Raw genomic sequence first — 16,800 nt, forward strand, 5'->3', positions numbered from 1 at the left:
CGTGGTTATTTTTTAACGAGGTTGCACGCGGCCGCATCCATCGGCTTGAAGGCCTGGTCGGCGGGGATGGTGGACAGCACTTTCAGGTAGTCCCACGCGCCTTTCGATTCGGCCGGGGTTTTCACCTGCACCAAATACATGTCGTGAATCACGCGGCCGTCGGGACGGATCGAGGCGTTGTTCATGACGGCGTCCTTGATGGGCAGCTCGCGCATCTTCTGGGCGACGATCTTCGAGTCGTCGCTTTTCGCGGCCGCCACCGATTTCAGGTAGTGATACACGCTGGAATACACGCCCGCCTGCACCATGGTCGGCTTGGCGCCCTTGTTGAGCGCTTCGAAGCGTTTCGCGAAGGCGCGGCTGCGGTCATCGTAATCCCAGTAAAAACCATCCGCATAGACCAGGCCCTGCGCCGTTTCCAGTCCCAGCGCGTGCACGTCAGAGAGGAATACCAGCAAGGCGGCCAGTCGCTGGTCCTTGCCGCTGCCGATACGGAATTCGCGCGCCTGCTTGATGGCGGACACCGTGTCGGCGCCGCCGTTGGCCAGGCCGATCACCTGCGCCTTCGAGCCTTGCGCCTGCACCAGGAAGGACGAGAAATCCGAGGCGTTCAGCGGATGGCGCACGGCGCCCAGCACGGTGCCGCCATTGCGCTTGACGACTTCACTGGCATCCTTTTCCAGCGAGTGGCCAAACGCATAATCGACGGTGACAAAGTACCACGATTTCTGTCCCAGTTTCGTCAGCGCCGCCGCCGTGCCGGCTGCCTGCGAATAGGTGTCGAACATCCAGTGGAAGCCATTCGGCGAGCAATCTTCGTTCGTCAATCGTCCCGTGGCCGGGCCGCTGAACATGGCGATGCCGCCCTTCTCTTTCATGAGCTTTTGCACGGACAGCGCCACCGAGGAATTGGTGAGATCGGCGATGGCGTCGACCTTGTCGCGGTCTATCCATTCGCGCGCCTTGGAGGCGGCGATGTCGGCCTTGTTCAAGTGATCGGCCGAGAGAATCTCGATCTTCATGCCCTTGCATTCGGCCTTCAGGCAATCCTCGACGGCCATCTGGCTGGCGACGACGGAGCCGCGCCCGCCCATGGCCGAATATGGGCCGGACATGTCGGTCAGGATGCCGACCTTGACGACGCCGTCGGAAATCTGCGCGTGTGCGCCGGTGAAAGACAGGGAAAGCGCCAGCGCGCCCATGGCCAGAACGGTTTTTTTCATGCGTGTCTCCAGGTGAATGGGTTTTCTTATATGTTTAGATGCATTCTGCATGTGTAAAAATATGCACTCAAGTGAAATTAATGCATAATTCCTTTGCAAAAATGCACAGAGAGGGGTTGCCATGCTCGATTGGGACAATGTACGGGTCTTCCTGGAACTGACGCGCAGCGCCGGCCTCGTCGATGCGGCGAAAAAGCTGGGCATCGACCATTCCACCGTGTCGCGGCGCATGCGCAAGTTCGAGGAGCAGGTGGGCACGCAGCTGTTCGACCGCAACTACGTGGGCTACCAGCTGACGCCCGAAGGCCACCGCCTGATGGAATACGCGGAAACCATGGAAAGCACGGTGTTTGCCGCCACCGAGGAACTGGGCGAACACAACCGGCTGCTGTCGGGCCAGGTGCGCCTGGGCGCTACCGAGGGCTTCGGCGCCATCGTGCTGGCGCCCCACCTGGCGCAGTTTTGCGGGAGATACCCGCACATCAGCGTGGACCTGATCGCCGTACCCCGCTTTGTCAGCCTGTCCAAGCGCGAGGCGGACGTGGCCATTTCCATCGAGCGGCCCCTGTCCGGCCCGTATGTCGTGACGAAGCTGTCCGATTACCGCCTGAAACTGTACGCCACACCAGGCTACCTGGCGCGCCACGCACCGATCACCAGCGTGGCGCAACTGGCGCAGCACCCGATCATCGGCTACGTGGACGACCTGGTCTTCAGCGCCGAGCTGCGCTACATGGACAATGTGGCGCCCGATTCCCTGCGCGCGTTTCGCAGCACCAGCGTGATCGCCCAGTACCACGCGGCGCGCGCGGGCCAGGCGCTGGCGATCCTGCCCTGCTTCGTTGCCCAGCAGTCGAACGAACTGGTGCCCGTGCTCGACGGCGACATCGACCTGCTGCGCGCCTTCTGGATGATCTCGCCCAGCGAGCGGCGCAACATCGCGCGGGTCAGCGCCCTGTGGAATTACCTGCGCACCGCCATCGACCTGAATCATGCCTACCTGATGGGCGAGACGGCCACGCCCAGCTGGCCGGCCTGAGCAAGCTACACTGTCGCCATTACTGATTAAAGGAGAATGCCATGCTGATGGATGCAAGCCAGGCCGTACTGGTCATCGTCGACCTGCAAGGCCGTTTGATGCCGGCCATCCACGATGCCGGCCTGGTGCTGGCACAGAACCTGCGCCTGGCAAAGATCGCCCGCCTGCTCGACGTGCCCGTGCTGGGCACGGAACAGAACCGCCAGGGGCTGGGGCCGAAAGTGGAAGAGATCGCCGCCCTGTGCGAACGGACCTTGCACAAGACGCATTTCGGCGCCTGTGCCGATGGCTTGCAAGCCATCCTGCCCGCAGGGCGCAGGCAGATCGTCGTCACGGGTTGCGAAGCCCATGTGTGCATGCTGCAGACGGCCATCGGCCTGCTGGAGCTGGGGTACGAGGTCATCATCGCCATCGACGCCGTCGGCTCACGCCAGGCCTCCAGCCGCGATGCGGCGCTGGCCCGCCTGGGCAAGCTCGGTGCGCATCTGGTGACGGTGGAGATGCTGGCCTTTGAATGGCTACGCGACTGCAAGCACCCGCGTTTCCGCGAGGTGCTGGCGCTGATCAAATAGCCATTCTCACGCAATAGACCAGCCTAGAAATAACGCACCCACGCCTGCTGCGACGTGCGCTTGTAATTGGCAAACGCGCGGCAGGGAAAGTACAGCATGGGCATCAGGGCCAGCGCGATCAGCCACACTTGCCAGATATGTTCGACGCCATAGCGGGTACCGTGGTTGGCACCCAGCACAGCCGTCAAGGTGATGCCTATCGCCAGCAGCAAGTACAGGTGCAGCAAGTAGTAAAACATGGGCGCGCCGCCAAAGGTGGCGCAAGCCCGTGTGAACCAGTTATCGACGCTTTCCAGCCAGGCCAGACCCAACAGGCCCAGGCCCAGGGTGAACAACAAAAAATCCAGCGACGGCGGATACTTGGTGAAATTCAGCACGCTCATGGCCGTGCGCAGGGCCGTGTCGCCCGCCACCCACGGCAGGGTTTCGCCATACAGATTAAAGCCACGCAGCACGGCCAGCAGCAGCAAGCTGCCCGCGCCCAGCGCCAGCAACAGGCGGCGCCGCCCTTCGGCAGACAACCCGCGCGCATACAGCGGGCCGGCCGCATAGCCGAGCACGATGACGCCTATCCACGGCAGCAGTGGATAGCTGACCTTGATTTTCATGGCGCCATCGGCCACCAGATAACCGCGTTGCAGCAGTACCGTCAGAGCGTAATAGGCAAAGCTGCCCTCTTCCGCGCGCAGGCCAGTGAGTAAATGCTGGCCTGCGATAATCGCCACGCCGAGCAGCGCCAGCACTTTCAATGGCAGCTTGTGCAGCACGGCCAGCGCCATCATGGCCAGGCCGATGACCCAGATCACCTGCAAATACAGCACGGCCGGCGGAAACGCGCCGCTCCAGGCGAAGTTGACGAACACCAGTTCCAGCACGACCAGCAGCAAGCCCCGCTTGAACAGGAAGCCGGCCGCGCTGCGGGGGCCGGCGGCCGGATGTGCGTACAGCCAGGCCGACAAGCCCGTCAGAAAAACGAACATGGGCGCGCACACGTGGGCCGCCAGGCGCGTGAAGAACAGGGCCGGATCGACGTGGGCCGCATCCATCGGGTCGCTGACCTGGTGGTGTAAAAAGACGGTTTCACGCACATGGTCGAACAGCATGATCAGCATGACGAGGCCGCGCAGTACATCGATGACGGCGATGCGCGTGCGCAGGGTGGCGGGAGTAGTCAATGTCATGGTCATCCCTTAAAAACGGTAATGGGCATGCAGGGTCACCGTGCGCTCCGCCCCCGGCGCCACCCACAGCTGGCTGTAGGAACTCGCATAGTAGCTGCGGTTGAACAGGTTTTCCACGTTCAACGCCAGGCGCAGTTTGGCGTTCGGCGAATAGGAAGCAAGCAGCCTGGCCGTCGTGTAGGCCGGCAGGGTAAATTTGCTGCTGACGGCGACGTCGCCCAGGCGCTCGCCCACGTATTGCACCCCGCCGCCCACGCTGGCCGTGCCCGTGGCCAGCGCGAATTGCTGCGTAGCCAGCAGGTTGGCGCTGTGGCGCGGCACGTTGGCGAAGCGGCTGCCCGTGACGATGGTGTTGTCCCCGCGCGTGACGGTGGCGTCGGTGTACGCATAGGCGCCCGAGACACGCAGGCCGCGCGCCATTTCGCCCGACACATCCAGTTCCAGGCCCCGGCTGCCCACCTCGCCCGCCGCGATGGCGAAGTCCGTGTTGGCGGGATTCGTCGTCAGCACATTGCTCTTGCGGATGTCGTATACAGCCACGGTGCCCGTCAGCTTGCCCGTTTCCAGCTTGGCGCCCAGTTCATATGAGCGGCTGCGCTCCGCCGGAAACGCCTGGTTGGCGATGCTGATGCCGCTGTTGGGCCGGAAACCCTTGGCCGCGCTCGCATACAGCGACCACATTTTCGACGGCTGGTAGACGAGGCCCGCGCGGGGGCTGGTGGCCGACAGCGACTGGCGGTTGCTCACGTTCAGGCGCTTGTTCATCACATCCTGCGTGTACGTGTCGTGGCGCACGCCGATCAGCGCCTTCCATTGCGCGCCCAGGTCGACCTGGTCTTGCGCATACAGGCCGCGTGCCTGTTGTCCTTCCTGCGTATCGATGGAGAGGGCCAGCGGAGCGGCCTGGCCGCCGTACACGGGATTGACAATGTCGATGGCATAGGCGTTCGCGGCGGAAGGGTTGCGGCGCAGCTGCACCCGGCGGTCATCGAAGTGATAGGCGTCGACACCGGCCAGCACCTCGTGCGCCAGCGCGCCCGTCCTGAACTTGCCCAGCACCTCGACGCGCGCGGAGACATCGGTGGCGGAGAAATCGCGGTGGCGGCGCTGGCGGTTCAGGGTGCGTCCATCGGCCAGCAGCTTGTTCGCCTCGGTCGAATAGCCTTTCAATTCGCTGTCGCGGTAGGAAGCGCCCGCCTGCACCGTCCAGTCGTCGGACAGCGCATGGTGGATAAATAACTGCTGCCCCAGCGACTTGACCGTCATGGGACCGTCGCCAGGTTCGCCCAGAAAGCGTGACACGGGCACAGCCCCCAGCTTGCCATTCACGGCCACCACGCCCCGGTCGAACGGCGCGCGCTGCTGCACCGCTTCGATTTCGTAGGACACGGTCGTGTGCTCGCCCGCCAGCCAGAGGAAGGAGGGAGAAAACAGGCTGCGCTCGACTTTCAAGGTATCGCGGAAGCTGTGTCCTTCTTCATGGGCCGCGTTCAGGCGGTAGGCGATGGTCTCGCTCAACGGCCCCGTCAAGTCCAGCGCGGCGCGGCGCGTCTGGAAACTGCCCAAAGAAACATCGGCGCTGTATTCGGGCGCGAACTTCGGCTTTTTCGTGGTGATGTTCACCGTGCCGCCCGGCTCGCCCCGGCCGTACAGGGCCGATGCGGGGCCTTTCAGCACTTCCACATTCTGCGTGTTGCCGGCGTCGCGCATGCCGTTGTAACCGCGGCTGGAACTGAAACCGTTGACCATGTAGTCGGAACCGAAATTCGGATCGCCCGTGAAGCCGCGCATGGCGTAACTGTCCCACAGGCCGCCCAGCGGGCTTTGCTTCGCGATGCCGCTGGCCAGGTCCAGCGCGCCAGCCAGGGTCGTCACGCCCGCGTCGCGTAGCAGGTCGCTGGTCAGCACGCGCACGCTTTGCGGCAAATCCATCAGCAAGGCATCCGTCTTGGTGGCGCCCGTGGCGGACAGGCTGCGGTAATGCTGGCGCTCGGCCTTGACGGTGACGACGTCCTGCACATCGGGCTGCTCGGCGGCAGGATCGAAGGCGAGCGCCAGGGGGCTGGCGGCGGCAAGCAAAAGCGCCACGGGGCGGCGGTAAAACACGGACATGGGATTCCTGACAATGGACAATTCAATGCAATAGGCTTGCATTATAATTGATAATCAATTCTCATTAAAGCCCTCGTGAAAAATCTGCACCAGAAAATCCACGAACACTTGCACCTTGGCCGCGCGCAGCTGGCGCGGATGGAACAGCGCCCACAAGTCCGGCCCACGCGTGCGGAACGGTTGCAGCACGGGCACCAGACTGCCTTCACGCAAGGGCTGCAACACGGAAACGGACAGCGCCTGGACGATGCCGCATCCCGCCTGGGCGGCGGCGATCATCGATTCGATATGGTCGAAGGCCAGCGCAGCGGGCGGCGTGTGCGCATAGGCTACGCCGCTAGCCGCGTCCTGAAACAGCCAGGGCCGCACCAGGCGCGATTTCGGGTACAGGAAATGCAGGCAGGAAAATTGTTCCAGTTCCTGCGGGGTCTGCGGCATGCCATGCCGGGCGACAAAGGCGGGCGAGGCGCAGCACAGGTAATCCATGCCCAGCAGGCTGCGCGCCACCAGCGATGAATCCTGCGGTTCGCCGATGCGCAGCATCACGTCGATGCCCTCTTCCACCATGTCGACCAGGCGGTCGCTGACGGTCAGGCGCAGGGAAATGTCGGGATAGGCGGCGATGAAGCGGGGCAAGGCGGGCGCCACCAGATTGCGGCTGATGCTGCTGGGCATATCCACGCGCAAGCTGCCCGATGGCCGCGCGGCCGCCTGCAGCAGACTAGCCTCCAGCGCCGCCATATCGGCCAGCACCTGGCGCGCCTGCGCATGGCACTGCTGGCCCTCAGCCGTGAGCGACATGCTGCGCGTGGTGCGCTGCAAGAGGCGCACGCCGAAATGCTTTTCCAGCGCCGCCACCTGGGTCGTCACGGACGAGGTCGAGATGCCCAGGCGCTGCGCCGCCTTGCTGAAACCGCCCGCCTCGACCACGGCGCAAAACACCTTCATTGCTTCCAGCCTGTCCATGCCTGTTTCCTTGTTGACTACTTGATGCAGGCGATTATCCACGATACTGAAATAGTGCATCGGGCCGCGCCCCGTTTTTCTTTGTGTCGTCACCGCATAAACTGGGGCATCAAACACAGGAGAATCCCATGCAAGCCCTCGTCCTCACCAGCTTTGCCGCCCCCATGACCATGGCAAACCTGCCCTTGCCGCAGCCCGGCCCCGGCCAAGTCCTCGTGCGCATCGCCGCCAGCGGCGTCAATCCGCTGGACACGAAAATCGCCGCCGGCGCCGCCCCGCACGCCCGGCCCCGCCTGCCGGCCATCCTCGGCATCGACGTGGCAGGTACGGTGGCGGCCGTCGGCGAGGGCTTGACGACTTTTCACATCGGCGCAACAGTCTATGGCATGGCGGGCGGCATCGGCGGCATCCAGGGCTCGCTGGCCGAATACGGCGTCTTCGACGCTGCCCTGCTGGCGCCCGTGCCGCCAGCGCTGAGCATGCGCGAAGCGGCCGCCCTGCCCCTCGTCTTCATCACCGCCTGGGAAGGTTTAGTGGATCGCGCCCACGTGAAGGCGGGCGACACCGTGCTCGTGCATGGCGGCGCGGGCGGCGTGGGGCACATGGCCGTGCAGCTTGCAGCAAGCTTGGGCGCGACCGTCTTCGCCACGGGCAGCGCCGCCAGCCGCGCCGCCATCGAGGCGCTGGGCGCGTGCTTCATCGATTACCGCACCAGCACGGTGGATGATTACGTGGCCGAACACACGGGCGGCGCCGGCTTCGACATCGTCTACGATACGGTGGGCGGCGCCATCCTGGACGCCAGCTTCCAGGCGGCAAAGATCTATGGCGGTCATGTCGTCAGCTGCCTGGGCTGGGGCACATTCGCCCTGAGCCCGCTGACGGCGCGCGCGGCCAGCTATTCGGGCGTGTTCACCCTGCTGCCCCTGTTGAGCGGCCAGGACCACGCGCGCCATGGCGCCATCTTGCGCGAAGCCAACAAGCTGATCGAGGCTGGCAAGCTGCACGTACGGCTCGATGCGCGCCGCTTTAGCTTGCGCACGGCACACGACGCGCATGCGGCGCAAATCGATGGCAGCGCGCGCGGCAAGCTGGTGGTGGATGTGGCCGGTTGAACGCCGGCTTGTTACTTGCAGGCGGAAGCGCTAATATGCAAGAATAAACTTGCATATTAGAATGAGGTCGGGCATGCGTGAAAGACTGGAAAAACTGCTGGCGCAGGGACGCGACAGCGCCCTGCTGCGCTTTGGACTGGGAGATGCCTGCCTGAAAGACAATGACGCCGAGCAAGCCGTCCTGCACCTGACGCAGGCGACGCGACAGCAAGCGAGCTATTCCGCCGCCCGGAAACTGCTAGGCAAGGCCTTGCATCAGTTGGGCCGGCTGGACGAAGCGCAGGCCGCCTGGACGACGGGCGTGACTGTGGCCCAGCAGCAAGGCGACCTGCAAGCCGTCAAGGAAATGACGGTGTTCCTGAAACGCCTGCAAAAACAGCAGCAGGCGGCAGAGTAAAACGGCTTAATGCGCGTGCGCGGCGCCTTTGGCTTCGGCTGGTAACGCAACGCCCCGTTCTTTCGCCAGGCGCTTGGCCAGCATGCCACCCGCTTCGGCCGCATAGGCGCGGCAGGCGTTGGCGTCGATCAGGGGATTGTCCGTGCCGCTGCGCTTGGCCGCCTTGCCCAGCACGTCCGCCGTGCCCGGATGCACGGGGATGATGATGTCGCATGGCAAGGCCGCCACCTTGGCGATGCTCGCTTCGAACGAGGCCGAAATATCGGGCGTCTTGCCCTTGCCCGCGCCTTTGCCCGTGTAGGTAAAATCGCCGCTGGCATATGGGTTCAGGCTATCCGCGTACACGACGTCCAGGCAGCGCTGGCCTTCGCATGAGGTCCACGTCCACGTCGTGCCGCCGGGTGTGTGGCCCGGTGTCATGTGGGCCGTCAAGGTCACAGGGCCCACCTTGACGGTATCACCCTCGCCCACCACCTTGACCTTGGCGACTTTCGCGACATGCACGACGGGGTCGGCCTGGTACTGCGGATCGTCCTTGCCATTGGTGCCGCTTTGCAGCCCCAGGGCGCCCGAGGCGCTGGCCATCACGGTGGCGCCGCTGGCCCGCTGCAGCGCGGCGATGCCGCCCGCATGGTCCCAATGCGCATGGGAATTGAGGATGTATTTCACATCCTCGATGCGAAAGCCCAGCGCCTTGATGCTGGCGATGATCAGGGGCGCCGATTGCGGCAGCGCGCCATCGAGCAGGATATGGCCCTGCGGACTCGTCACCAGCACGGCGGACAGGCCCGCCGTGCCCACATACCAGGTATTGCCATACACATTGAACGGCTTGACGGGCGCATTCCATTCCTTGCAACTGTCGCAATCGACAGGTTTATCCTGCATCGGTGCCGGCGTTTTTGCCTGCACCGTGCCTGCCGCCATGGTCGCAACCGTAGCCAGCATCAACTTCGCCAATAGTGTCATCTTCATCTCCAGAGTGTAAAAAGAAGGGCGCCCGCACTGGCGCGCCCGGGGGGGGGGGTATCAATGCATGCGGCCTGGGCTCCCGGCCAGGGTGTCGCGGATGTGTCCGGCGTCGAGCGAGCGCCGCTGCGCGCCATCGGCGTCCAGCAGCACCACGGTGACGTGCTTGCCGCCGCTGCGCATGCGCATGGTCAGACAGCTGCCCGCCTCGTTGCTGCTGCCCGTCTTGGACAGCAGAATGTCCCAGCCCTTGCCGCCCACCAGCGGGTTGGTGTTGTGCAAGGTGCGCGTCTTGCCATTGACGGCCACGCTGGCCTGCGGGTGGCTGGTGATGCGGGCAATGTCCGGATAGCGCGCGGCCGCCGCGACGATCTTCGCCACCTCGTTTGCCGTGGACGTATTCGCCGGCGAACTGCCGACGGGCTCCGTCAGGGTGGTGCGCACCAGGCCTAGCTGACGGATCTTCGCCTGCAGCGCTTGCGCAAAGGCCGCGTTGCCGCCAGGATAGGTGCGCGCCAGCGCGGCGGCGGCGCGGTTTTCGGACGGCAGCAGCGCCAGTTGCAACAGCGCGCTTCGCGACACGGCCACGCCATCGGCCAGCAGGCTGTGGCGCTGCAGCGACGAATCGCCATCGGCGCGCTCAATGCGCAGCTGTTCATCGGGGGCTAGCCCTGCGTCCAGCACCACCATCGCCGTCATCAGCTTGGTGATCGAGGCGATCGGCACGACGGCGTCGGCATCCTTCGCCATCAGCACCTGGCCCGTGCTGTCGTCAAATACCAGCATGTGTTTCGCGCTGACGGGCAAGGCCAGCATGCCGGCAGCGGCCTCGGCCAGGGTCGTCCCGTTGACCACAGGCTTGCCCTGCGTCTGCAGCAACAGGGTGGCGCAGGCCAGCAGCAAGGCGGGCACGGCCAGTTTCCAGCCGGCCGTATCAAGGCCAGGCGCCATCAGGCGTTCTATGCGTGTCAGCAACGCCCCGCCCCGTGCCGACATCAGCAAGCCGGAATGTTGCGGCGCGGCCGTGTGCAGGGACAGCGCATGCAGCGCCGTAGCCAGCTGCTGCGGATCGTGCAGCGCCTGTGCAGCCAGGGCATCGGCCACCTGTTCGCGCTCGGCCCGCATGCGCGCCGACAGCCACCAGACGACGGGATGGAAGAACAGCAGCGCCTCGGCCACGCTTTGCAGCAGATTGACCAGGTAATCCCAGCGCCGCACGTGCGCCAGTTCATGCGCCAGCAGCGCTTCGAGCAGGGCGACCGGCATGCCACTGAGCAAGGCAGCCGGCAACAGGATGACGGGGCGCCAGAAGCCCACGGTGACGGGGCTGGCCAGTCCCGCATGCAGCTTCAGCGGCGGCTGCCGGCGCATGCCCATGCGCAGCGCCAGCGCATCGAGGCGCGCCTGCCAGATGGCCGGCGCGGCCACGGCCTGGCGGCGCAGCTTGCCGACCCAGGCCAGGCCCAGGCACAGGCGCAAGCTCATCAAGCCAACGCCCGCGCTCCAGGCCAGCACCAGAGCCGGCATCCACGCTTGCAGCGCGGCGCGCCAGGCGGGCGGCGCGGCCATCGGCAGCTGGGCCGGCGATATGCCCGACAGAAGAGAAAGCAGGTGGAGCGAGGGAATACACAGGCACAGCAGCAGTGCCAGCGCGCAAACGGCATAGCGCCAGCGCGCGCTGGCGTGGCGCAGCAGCCACAGCAGGACAGCGGAGACGGCGCCGACGATCAAGCCCTGCCAGACAAAATACAGCAGGACCCAGCCCAGCGCCGGGACAACGTTGCCCAACTCTATGCCCAAGCGCATGTCCAGGTTCATGGTGCGTTGCCGTCCTTGCTGCGCAGGATTTTTTCAATTTCCAGGCGTTCCGCATCGCTCACGTGCTCGCGCAACGCCGTCAGCACCAGCGCCTTGCCGGAACCGGAAAACACCTTGCCGATCAAGTCCTTGAGCAAACTTGTTTGCAGCTTTTCCTGCGCTTCAACGGCGGCATACAATTGCGGCCGCTGGCTTTCATCGCGGCTCAGCAAACCCTTGCCATGCATCAGTTGCAACTGGCGCAGCACGGTCGCGTAGCTGGCGTCGGCACGCTCTGCGGCCAGGGCATCATACACGGCGCGGGCGTCGGACGGACCGCGCTGCCACAGGATGCGCAGCAGGTCCAGTTCGGCGGCCGTGGGATGGGGAGTGGAGGTATTTTTTAACATGCCGCTAGAATACCCATTCTAGAACCCCATGTCTAGAACTTTTTTTCTAGATTGCCAGGCAAGACTAGAATTCGCGCAAGCGGTCGAACAAGTCCAGCAAGGCCACCTCATCAACGAGCGCGGCGCCTTGCCCGTCCAGCTGCCCACGCAACTGTGTCAGCAGGTCCGCCAGCACCGTGTAGATTTCCTCGCGCTCGACCGTCTCGATGATGCTCGCACGCCGCTCGATCTTGTTGAATTCATCCACATAGGCGGTGACCATCGCCTCCAGCGTGGCGGCGGCCGCCGTCGCCACGCTGGAGGCATCGATGCTGCGCGTCACGGCCAGCATCTTCTTGTAGGCCAGCGCCGCCTTTTTCGCATACGCGGGGGAAATATGCTCGCGGCCGTCCCAGTCGCGGAACGGGTTGAGCAGGTTTTCAGCCAGCCATTCCGGCTTGCGCGCCTTGGTTACCGACAAGTCCAGTCCCTGCGCCGCCGCTTTCTTGTAGCCGGCCTTGATGGCCTTGGCGGCATCGGCGGGCAAGCTGGTCAGCCACAAGGCCGACAGCTTCGGCAATTGCGTGGCCGATGGAAACTCCTCCGCCGTGAAACCGAACAGATCATAGGCGCTGAACATCCGCAGCTGGCTCAGCTGCGCAAGGCGGGCCATATGCGACGCCAGCCCCGGCTTGCCCCAGATGCGCAAGGCCGTCAGGTGGGGAAAGCGCCCGGCCACTTGCGCCAGATCGACTTCTTTCATGCTGACCAGCGACAGGCTGCCCAGCCGGTCGAGACCGTCTAACGGCGGCAGCGTGTGCGTACACTGGAGTGTCAGATGGCAGCCGTCCGCGCCATCCTCGATACGCAGCGCCGGCGATGGCGCGCTGCGCAGCGCGAGAAGGCTCAAGCCTTCGTTCAAGACCAGGCTGCTGACGCCATCGGGCTGCAGGATCAGGCGGCTCAGGCCGCTGCCGCTGAAATCGAGCGCATGCACGGTCGATGACTGCCAGTGCAGCTCATTGATGAAGGGATTGCCCTGAATAAACTCCATCAATCCCTGCGTGCCGTGGCTGGTCTCGATGGACATCAAACAAGGCAGTTGCTCCAGCTCGGACAGATCACCCAGCGCCTGCAAGACGCTGTCATTGATTTTCGTCGCATCCTGCTGGAATACCTGGCCGCCGAGCGTCACTTCACGCTCGTCCGACGCGGCCTTGAACTGCTGGCGCCGCACCGGATCGATGCGCTCCCAGTTCCGCTGGCGCAGCACGCTATCGCCCACGTTCCAGCCGCTGCGGTAGCTGTTGACTTCCACATCCACCAGCGGCGCGATATTGCCAACCAGGGTATGTCCAGGTGGCACATTTGCCGTGGCATAGCAGTGATCGTGGCGCATGTTCCAGAAGAAATAATCGCACAGCAGCGGCCGCATTGCTTGCACGGCCGCCGCATCGGGCAAGGCGTCACCGGTCCAGTCCAGCTCCAGCACGGCAGCTACCGGCCTGGACGATGGAACATCCTTGATGCGGGTGATCTGGCAAGCTACATACTGCTGCAGCTCGGACGAAAACACGCTGTAAACATCGCCAACATTCGGTAGCACGCAACTTCCTTTTCAGAACACCTGACGGTCGAATGTTGAAAGATAGCAAAAATGACAGCGCAGTGTCGTCCTGTTCAGTCCACGTGCAGCTTGTGATGCATGCGGCGCAGGCCCAGCCAGACGCCGGCCGCCACGAAGGGCACCAGCGCGCCGACGAGAATTTCCGGATTCACGGGCAGCCCCATCACCTTGGCCGCCTTGCCCGTGTAGCTGAACAGGCCGATCACGTAATACGAGATGGCCGCCACCGACAAGCCCTCCACCGCTTGCTGCAGCCGCAGCTGCTGCGCCGCGCGGGCGTTCATCGATTGCAGGATTTGCCGGTTCTGCAATTCCTGCACGATGCCCACGCGCGTGCGCAGCAAGTCATTCGTGTTGGCGATGCGCTGCGCCATCGCTTCCTGGCGGCTGGCCATCGCTTCGCACGTGTTCATGGCGGGCGTCAAACGGCGATCCATGAATTCCTCGACCGTGGGTATGCCTTCGATGCGCACTTCGCGCAACTCGTCGATGCGCGCCTTGACCAGGCCCATGTAGGCTTTCGAGGCGGAAAAACGGTAGCTATTGTCGAGTGACAGCTTTTCAATGCGGGCCGCCAGGCGCGTGATGCGGTCGAGCAAGGCTTGCTCGGCAACGCCCTCGTCGGCCTTGGCCAGGCCCGGCGCGTCGTCCGTGTCGACCATGGCGGCGGCCAGGGTCGCCAGTTCGTTCTCGATGGCATTCAAGGATGGCGCCGCCTGCATGGCGTAGGGCAAGCCCAACAACGCCATCATGCGGTAAGTTTCGATTTCCAGCACGCGCTGCACCAGGCGGCCCGACTGCTGCGAGCGCATGCCCGCATCGCGGATGACGAAACGGCTGAAGCCGTCCGACTGGATCGTGAAATCCGTCCACAATTCGCCGCCCTGCAACACCTTGCTGCCGGCCAAAGTATTGCCCTCGAACACGCGCGACAAGCCCTGCATGAAGATCTCGGCTGGCTCAGTCGCCTGTTCCAGCACCACGTGCGCGGCCACCATCAGCTTGCCCTTCAAGCCCACCAGCCATTGCTGCGGCAACTGCTCCAGGGGCATGCGCTCGAACGCCTGTTCCAGGGGCAAGGCCTGGCCCGGATGTTCGGCGAAGGTAAACGTGGCAAATTCCGTGTGGCATTCCCATTTCAGGCGGAAGCGGCCGAAGTCGTAATAAAAATACTTGGCTTCGGCAGCGGGCGGCGTAACGCCGAAATGCGTGCACAGGGCCGCCAAAGTGGCGTGCTGGGCTGCCATATTCGACGCGCCCGGCGCCGCGCTGTCATCTTTATACACGGCCAGATGGGTGATCAGCTCGGGGGCGTCGAGTTGCAAAAACGGCCGCGAGTGGATTTCCGCAGCCAGCGGCACGCGCAAGGCGTGGTTCAAACTGGAGTTAATCAAGTGCATGATAGCCAAAGGTAAAGTTGCAAAACTGCTTAGACCCCCGTGCGTGCTGCTGTGCCCGCAGCGGGGGTCTGATTGTCACAGTGTAACAAAGCAGGAAGCATGCCACTCTTTTCCAAGGCCCATCATATTGTTTTGATAATTGCAGATGCGCCCTGCCCAGCCACCTGGCGGCCGCCCAACCACCAGAACACGGCGGCCAGCGCCACGGCCGAAGCCTGTCCCAGCGCCAGCTTGAAAGCGCTGTCGAACAACAACGGTGCGACAAAACCGGACACCAGCGCAAACACCAGCATTTGCACGAAGTTTTGCAAGGAGGCGGCCAGACCCCGCATCTGCGGGAAAATGTCGAGCGTGGACATGGTCATGCCCGGCAAGGCCAGCGACATGCCAAACGCATACAACATCACGGGCACAACGGCGAACGGGATGCTGGCAGCGAACCAGTGGTTGTAGGCAATGTTGAGCGCGCCCGTGGCCGCCATGGCCAGCAAGCCCCAGCGCACCAGCACGGTGCTTTTCACCGCATGGGCCAGCTTGCCCGACAGCGCCGAGCCCAGCACCAGACCGGCCACCATGGGGATGAACATCCAGCCGAAGGCCGTTTCCGGCAGACGCAGCAATTCCAAAATGAAATGCGGGGCCGACGCGATGTACAGGGCAAAGCCGCCAAAGGCAAAGGCCACGGCCAGCGAACGCAAGAGGAAAGCCCGGTGGCGCAGCGCCAGCCAGTAATTGCGCGCGATGCTGGCCGGGTGGAAAGGCTGGCGTTGCTCGACGGCTAAACTTTCCGGCAAGCCTTTCAGGCAGGCCAGCAACAGCAGCACGGTGACGGAAAACGTGAACACGAACGTCGATTGCCAGCCGTAGGCCACATGCAGCCAGCCGCCGATGATGGGGGCGATGGCGGGCGCGATGCCGAACACCATCATGATATTGGCCAGCATCTTTTGCGCGGCCGCGCCCGACAAGCTGTCGCGCACGATGGCCTGGCCGATCACCCTGCCCGCTCCCGCCGAGGCGCCCTGCATGCCACGGAAGAACAGCAGCCAGCCAAAGCTGGGCGCAAACGCGGCGCCGATGGAGCCGACGGCGAAGATCAGCAGCGAGGCGAGAATCACGGGGCGGCGGCCGAAGGAGTCCGACAAGGTGCCGTAGAACAAGGTCATGAAGGCGTAGGCGGCCAGGTAGACGCTCAGGGTCTGCTGCACCAGCACGCTGCTGACGTCGAAATGCGTGCCGATCGCGAGAAACGATGGCAAAAAGGTATCCGTGGCGAACGGGCCCAGCATGGCCAGCCCGGCCAGCACCAAGGTCAGGTTGCGCGCTTTCATGCACTCACCTGCGCGGCATATTGGCGGCGCAAGCCATCGAGGGCCGCCAGCGAGAACGCGGCGACATGCTGCGCAATGCTGGCGGTACCCGCCTCGTCATAGGTGATTTCCGGCGCCACCATTTCATGCACGATGCGCGAACGGGCATAGAACACGGCCTGGCCGATCACGCTGAACACGCATTTCTGCACCACCTCGTCCGGCATGGCCGCACCTACCACGCCACGGATCAAGCCCGTAAATAGCGCATGGTGGGCGCGCACATCGCGTTCGGCCAGCAGGTGGATGGCGGCCGTCGGTTCGATCAATTCGCGCGCCACCAGGCGGCTGAACAGGGAAGACGGCCCCGGGCGCAACATGTCGAATACCATCGCTTGTATCGCCAGGCGCAACTGTTCCACGGGCGCCACGGCCGCCACAGGGCCGGCATCTGGCGCGGCGGCGGCCGAGGCACGCGCCAGCGCGCGCGCATGGTCGAAGGCGGCCAGGTACAGCTCTTCCTTGCCATGAAAATAATAATTGACCATCGCCACGTTGACGTGGGCCGCCTCGCATATCCTGCGCACGGACGCGAGCTTGTAGCCCTCGTCGGCAAACAGCTGGACCGCCGCCTGCAGGATGCGCACGCGCGCCGGTTCGTTTTCTTTCTCTTCGGTCATACCATTCCCGTCATTTAAACAGC

Annotated in this window: 15 protein-coding genes; 4 read left to right on the forward strand and 11 right to left on the reverse strand. The window is 64.1% G+C overall.

What is annotated here, in order from left to right; genetic code table 11:
* Positions 1 to 5 precede the first annotated feature (5 nt).
* Positions 6 to 1,223, reverse strand: a complete 1,218-nt coding sequence (locus ACQ4WY_RS21970) for an ABC transporter substrate-binding protein (protein WP_099664452.1) — start codon at positions 1,221 to 1,223, stop codon at positions 6 to 8.
* Positions 1,224 to 1,344: 121 nt separating this feature from the next.
* On the opposite strand from ACQ4WY_RS21970, the gene ACQ4WY_RS21975 reads away from it, so the two are divergent.
* Entirely contained in the window at positions 1,345 to 2,262 is a 918-nt protein-coding gene (locus ACQ4WY_RS21975; protein ID WP_436505902.1) for a LysR family transcriptional regulator, read from the forward strand.
* Between the two features lie 41 nt (positions 2,263 to 2,303).
* Positions 2,304 to 2,834, forward strand: coding sequence for an isochorismatase family protein (locus tag ACQ4WY_RS21980; protein ID WP_436505903.1), 531 nt, complete (start codon positions 2,304 to 2,306; stop codon positions 2,832 to 2,834).
* Positions 2,835 to 2,857: 23 nt separating this feature from the next.
* Here the strand turns inward: ACQ4WY_RS21980 and ACQ4WY_RS21985 are convergent, their stop codons facing one another.
* From ACQ4WY_RS21985 to ACQ4WY_RS21995, 3 genes are read right to left on the reverse strand one after another with little or no spacing between them, the layout of a single operon-like run.
* Entirely contained in the window at positions 2,858 to 4,021 is a 1,164-nt protein-coding gene (locus tag ACQ4WY_RS21985; RefSeq protein WP_436505904.1) for an acetyltransferase domain-containing protein, read from the reverse strand.
* A 3-nt stretch (positions 4,022 to 4,024) separates the two neighbouring features.
* A complete protein-coding gene (locus tag ACQ4WY_RS21990; protein WP_436505905.1) occupies positions 4,025 to 6,127 on the reverse strand; it encodes a TonB-dependent siderophore receptor in 2,103 nt (700 codons plus the stop codon).
* Positions 6,128 to 6,181: 54 nt separating this feature from the next.
* Positions 6,182 to 7,093: a LysR family transcriptional regulator gene (locus ACQ4WY_RS21995; RefSeq protein WP_436505906.1), complete on the reverse strand. Its 912-nt coding sequence runs from the start codon at positions 7,091 to 7,093 to the stop codon at positions 6,182 to 6,184.
* 128 nt (positions 7,094 to 7,221) lie between these two features.
* Here ACQ4WY_RS21995 and ACQ4WY_RS22000 point away from each other — a divergent pair, with 128 nt between their 5' ends.
* Both ACQ4WY_RS22000 and ACQ4WY_RS22005 read left to right on the forward strand, forming a co-directional pair.
* Positions 7,222 to 8,208 carry a zinc-dependent alcohol dehydrogenase family protein gene (locus ACQ4WY_RS22000; RefSeq protein ID WP_436505907.1) on the forward strand — a complete coding sequence of 329 codons (987 nt, stop codon included), beginning with the start codon at positions 7,222 to 7,224 and terminating at the stop codon, positions 8,206 to 8,208.
* Between the two features lie 73 nt (positions 8,209 to 8,281).
* The gene (locus ACQ4WY_RS22005; protein ID WP_436505908.1) at positions 8,282 to 8,605 is read left to right on the forward strand and encodes a tetratricopeptide repeat protein; all 324 of its coding nucleotides are present in this window, start codon (positions 8,282 to 8,284) and stop codon (positions 8,603 to 8,605) included.
* 6 nt (positions 8,606 to 8,611) lie between these two features.
* On the opposite strand, the gene bla is transcribed toward ACQ4WY_RS22005, so the two are convergent.
* From bla to ACQ4WY_RS22040, 7 genes are all read right to left on the reverse strand, one after another.
* The gene (gene bla, locus ACQ4WY_RS22010; protein WP_436505909.1) at positions 8,612 to 9,574 is read right to left on the reverse strand and encodes a subclass B3 metallo-beta-lactamase; all 963 of its coding nucleotides are present in this window, start codon (positions 9,572 to 9,574) and stop codon (positions 8,612 to 8,614) included.
* 60 nt (positions 9,575 to 9,634) lie between these two features.
* On the reverse strand, positions 9,635 to 11,392 hold the full coding sequence (locus ACQ4WY_RS22015) for a M56 family metallopeptidase (protein ID WP_436505910.1): 1,758 nt from the start codon (positions 11,390 to 11,392) through the stop codon (positions 9,635 to 9,637).
* On the reverse strand, positions 11,389 to 11,781 hold the full coding sequence (locus ACQ4WY_RS22020) for a BlaI/MecI/CopY family transcriptional regulator (protein WP_436505911.1): 393 nt from the start codon (positions 11,779 to 11,781) through the stop codon (positions 11,389 to 11,391). Before ACQ4WY_RS22020 ends, ACQ4WY_RS22015 begins: the two co-directional genes overlap by 4 nt.
* A gap of 64 nt (positions 11,782 to 11,845) precedes the next feature.
* A complete protein-coding gene (locus ACQ4WY_RS22025) occupies positions 11,846 to 13,366 on the reverse strand; it encodes a hypothetical protein (RefSeq protein ID WP_436505912.1) in 1,521 nt (506 codons plus the stop codon).
* Between the two features lie 74 nt (positions 13,367 to 13,440).
* Positions 13,441 to 14,787 (reverse strand): DUF3422 family protein, encoded by a 1,347-nt coding sequence (locus tag ACQ4WY_RS22030; protein WP_436505913.1) that lies wholly within the window; start codon positions 14,785 to 14,787, stop codon positions 13,441 to 13,443.
* A gap of 122 nt (positions 14,788 to 14,909) precedes the next feature.
* Positions 14,910 to 16,118, reverse strand: a complete 1,209-nt coding sequence (locus ACQ4WY_RS22035; protein WP_436505914.1) for a multidrug effflux MFS transporter — start codon at positions 16,116 to 16,118, stop codon at positions 14,910 to 14,912.
* Entirely contained in the window at positions 16,115 to 16,777 is a 663-nt protein-coding gene (locus ACQ4WY_RS22040; RefSeq protein ID WP_436505915.1) for a CerR family C-terminal domain-containing protein, read from the reverse strand. The genes ACQ4WY_RS22035 and ACQ4WY_RS22040 overlap by 4 nt, the downstream gene beginning before the upstream one ends.
* Between the last annotated feature and the right edge of the window lie 23 nt (positions 16,778 to 16,800).

This window comes from Janthinobacterium salmonicoloratum (assembly GCF_051380845.1).
In the GTDB taxonomy this organism is placed as follows: Bacteria; Pseudomonadota; Gammaproteobacteria; order Burkholderiales; family Burkholderiaceae_D; genus Janthinobacterium; species Janthinobacterium lividum_F.

Bases quoted from the DNA above. Each gene is read 5' to 3' on its own strand.
- ACQ4WY_RS22005 (WP_436505908.1), top strand. From the start codon at position 8,282: ATGCGTGAAAGACTGGAAAAACTGCTGGCGCAGGGACGCGACAGCGCC.
- ACQ4WY_RS22020 (WP_436505911.1), bottom strand. From the start codon at position 11,781: ATGTTAAAAAATACCTCCACTCCCCATCCCACGGCCGCCGAACTGGAC.
- ACQ4WY_RS21975 (WP_436505902.1), top strand. From the start codon at position 1,345: ATGCTCGATTGGGACAATGTACGGGTCTTCCTGGAACTGACGCGCAGC.
- ACQ4WY_RS22000 (WP_436505907.1), top strand. From the start codon at position 7,222: ATGCAAGCCCTCGTCCTCACCAGCTTTGCCGCCCCCATGACCATGGCA.
- ACQ4WY_RS22015 (WP_436505910.1), bottom strand. From the start codon at position 11,392: ATGAACCTGGACATGCGCTTGGGCATAGAGTTGGGCAACGTTGTCCCG.
- ACQ4WY_RS22030 (WP_436505913.1), bottom strand. From the start codon at position 14,787: ATGCACTTGATTAACTCCAGTTTGAACCACGCCTTGCGCGTGCCGCTG.
- ACQ4WY_RS21990 (WP_436505905.1), bottom strand. From the start codon at position 6,127: ATGTCCGTGTTTTACCGCCGCCCCGTGGCGCTTTTGCTTGCCGCCGCC.
- ACQ4WY_RS22040 (WP_436505915.1), bottom strand. From the start codon at position 16,777: ATGACCGAAGAGAAAGAAAACGAACCGGCGCGCGTGCGCATCCTGCAG.
- ACQ4WY_RS21970 (WP_099664452.1), bottom strand. From the start codon at position 1,223: ATGAAAAAAACCGTTCTGGCCATGGGCGCGCTGGCGCTTTCCCTGTCT.
- ACQ4WY_RS21995 (WP_436505906.1), bottom strand. From the start codon at position 7,093: ATGGACAGGCTGGAAGCAATGAAGGTGTTTTGCGCCGTGGTCGAGGCG.
- ACQ4WY_RS22035 (WP_436505914.1), bottom strand. From the start codon at position 16,118: ATGAAAGCGCGCAACCTGACCTTGGTGCTGGCCGGGCTGGCCATGCTG.
- ACQ4WY_RS21985 (WP_436505904.1), bottom strand. From the start codon at position 4,021: ATGACCATGACATTGACTACTCCCGCCACCCTGCGCACGCGCATCGCC.
- bla (WP_436505909.1), bottom strand. From the start codon at position 9,574: ATGACACTATTGGCGAAGTTGATGCTGGCTACGGTTGCGACCATGGCG.
- ACQ4WY_RS21980 (WP_436505903.1), top strand. From the start codon at position 2,304: ATGCTGATGGATGCAAGCCAGGCCGTACTGGTCATCGTCGACCTGCAA.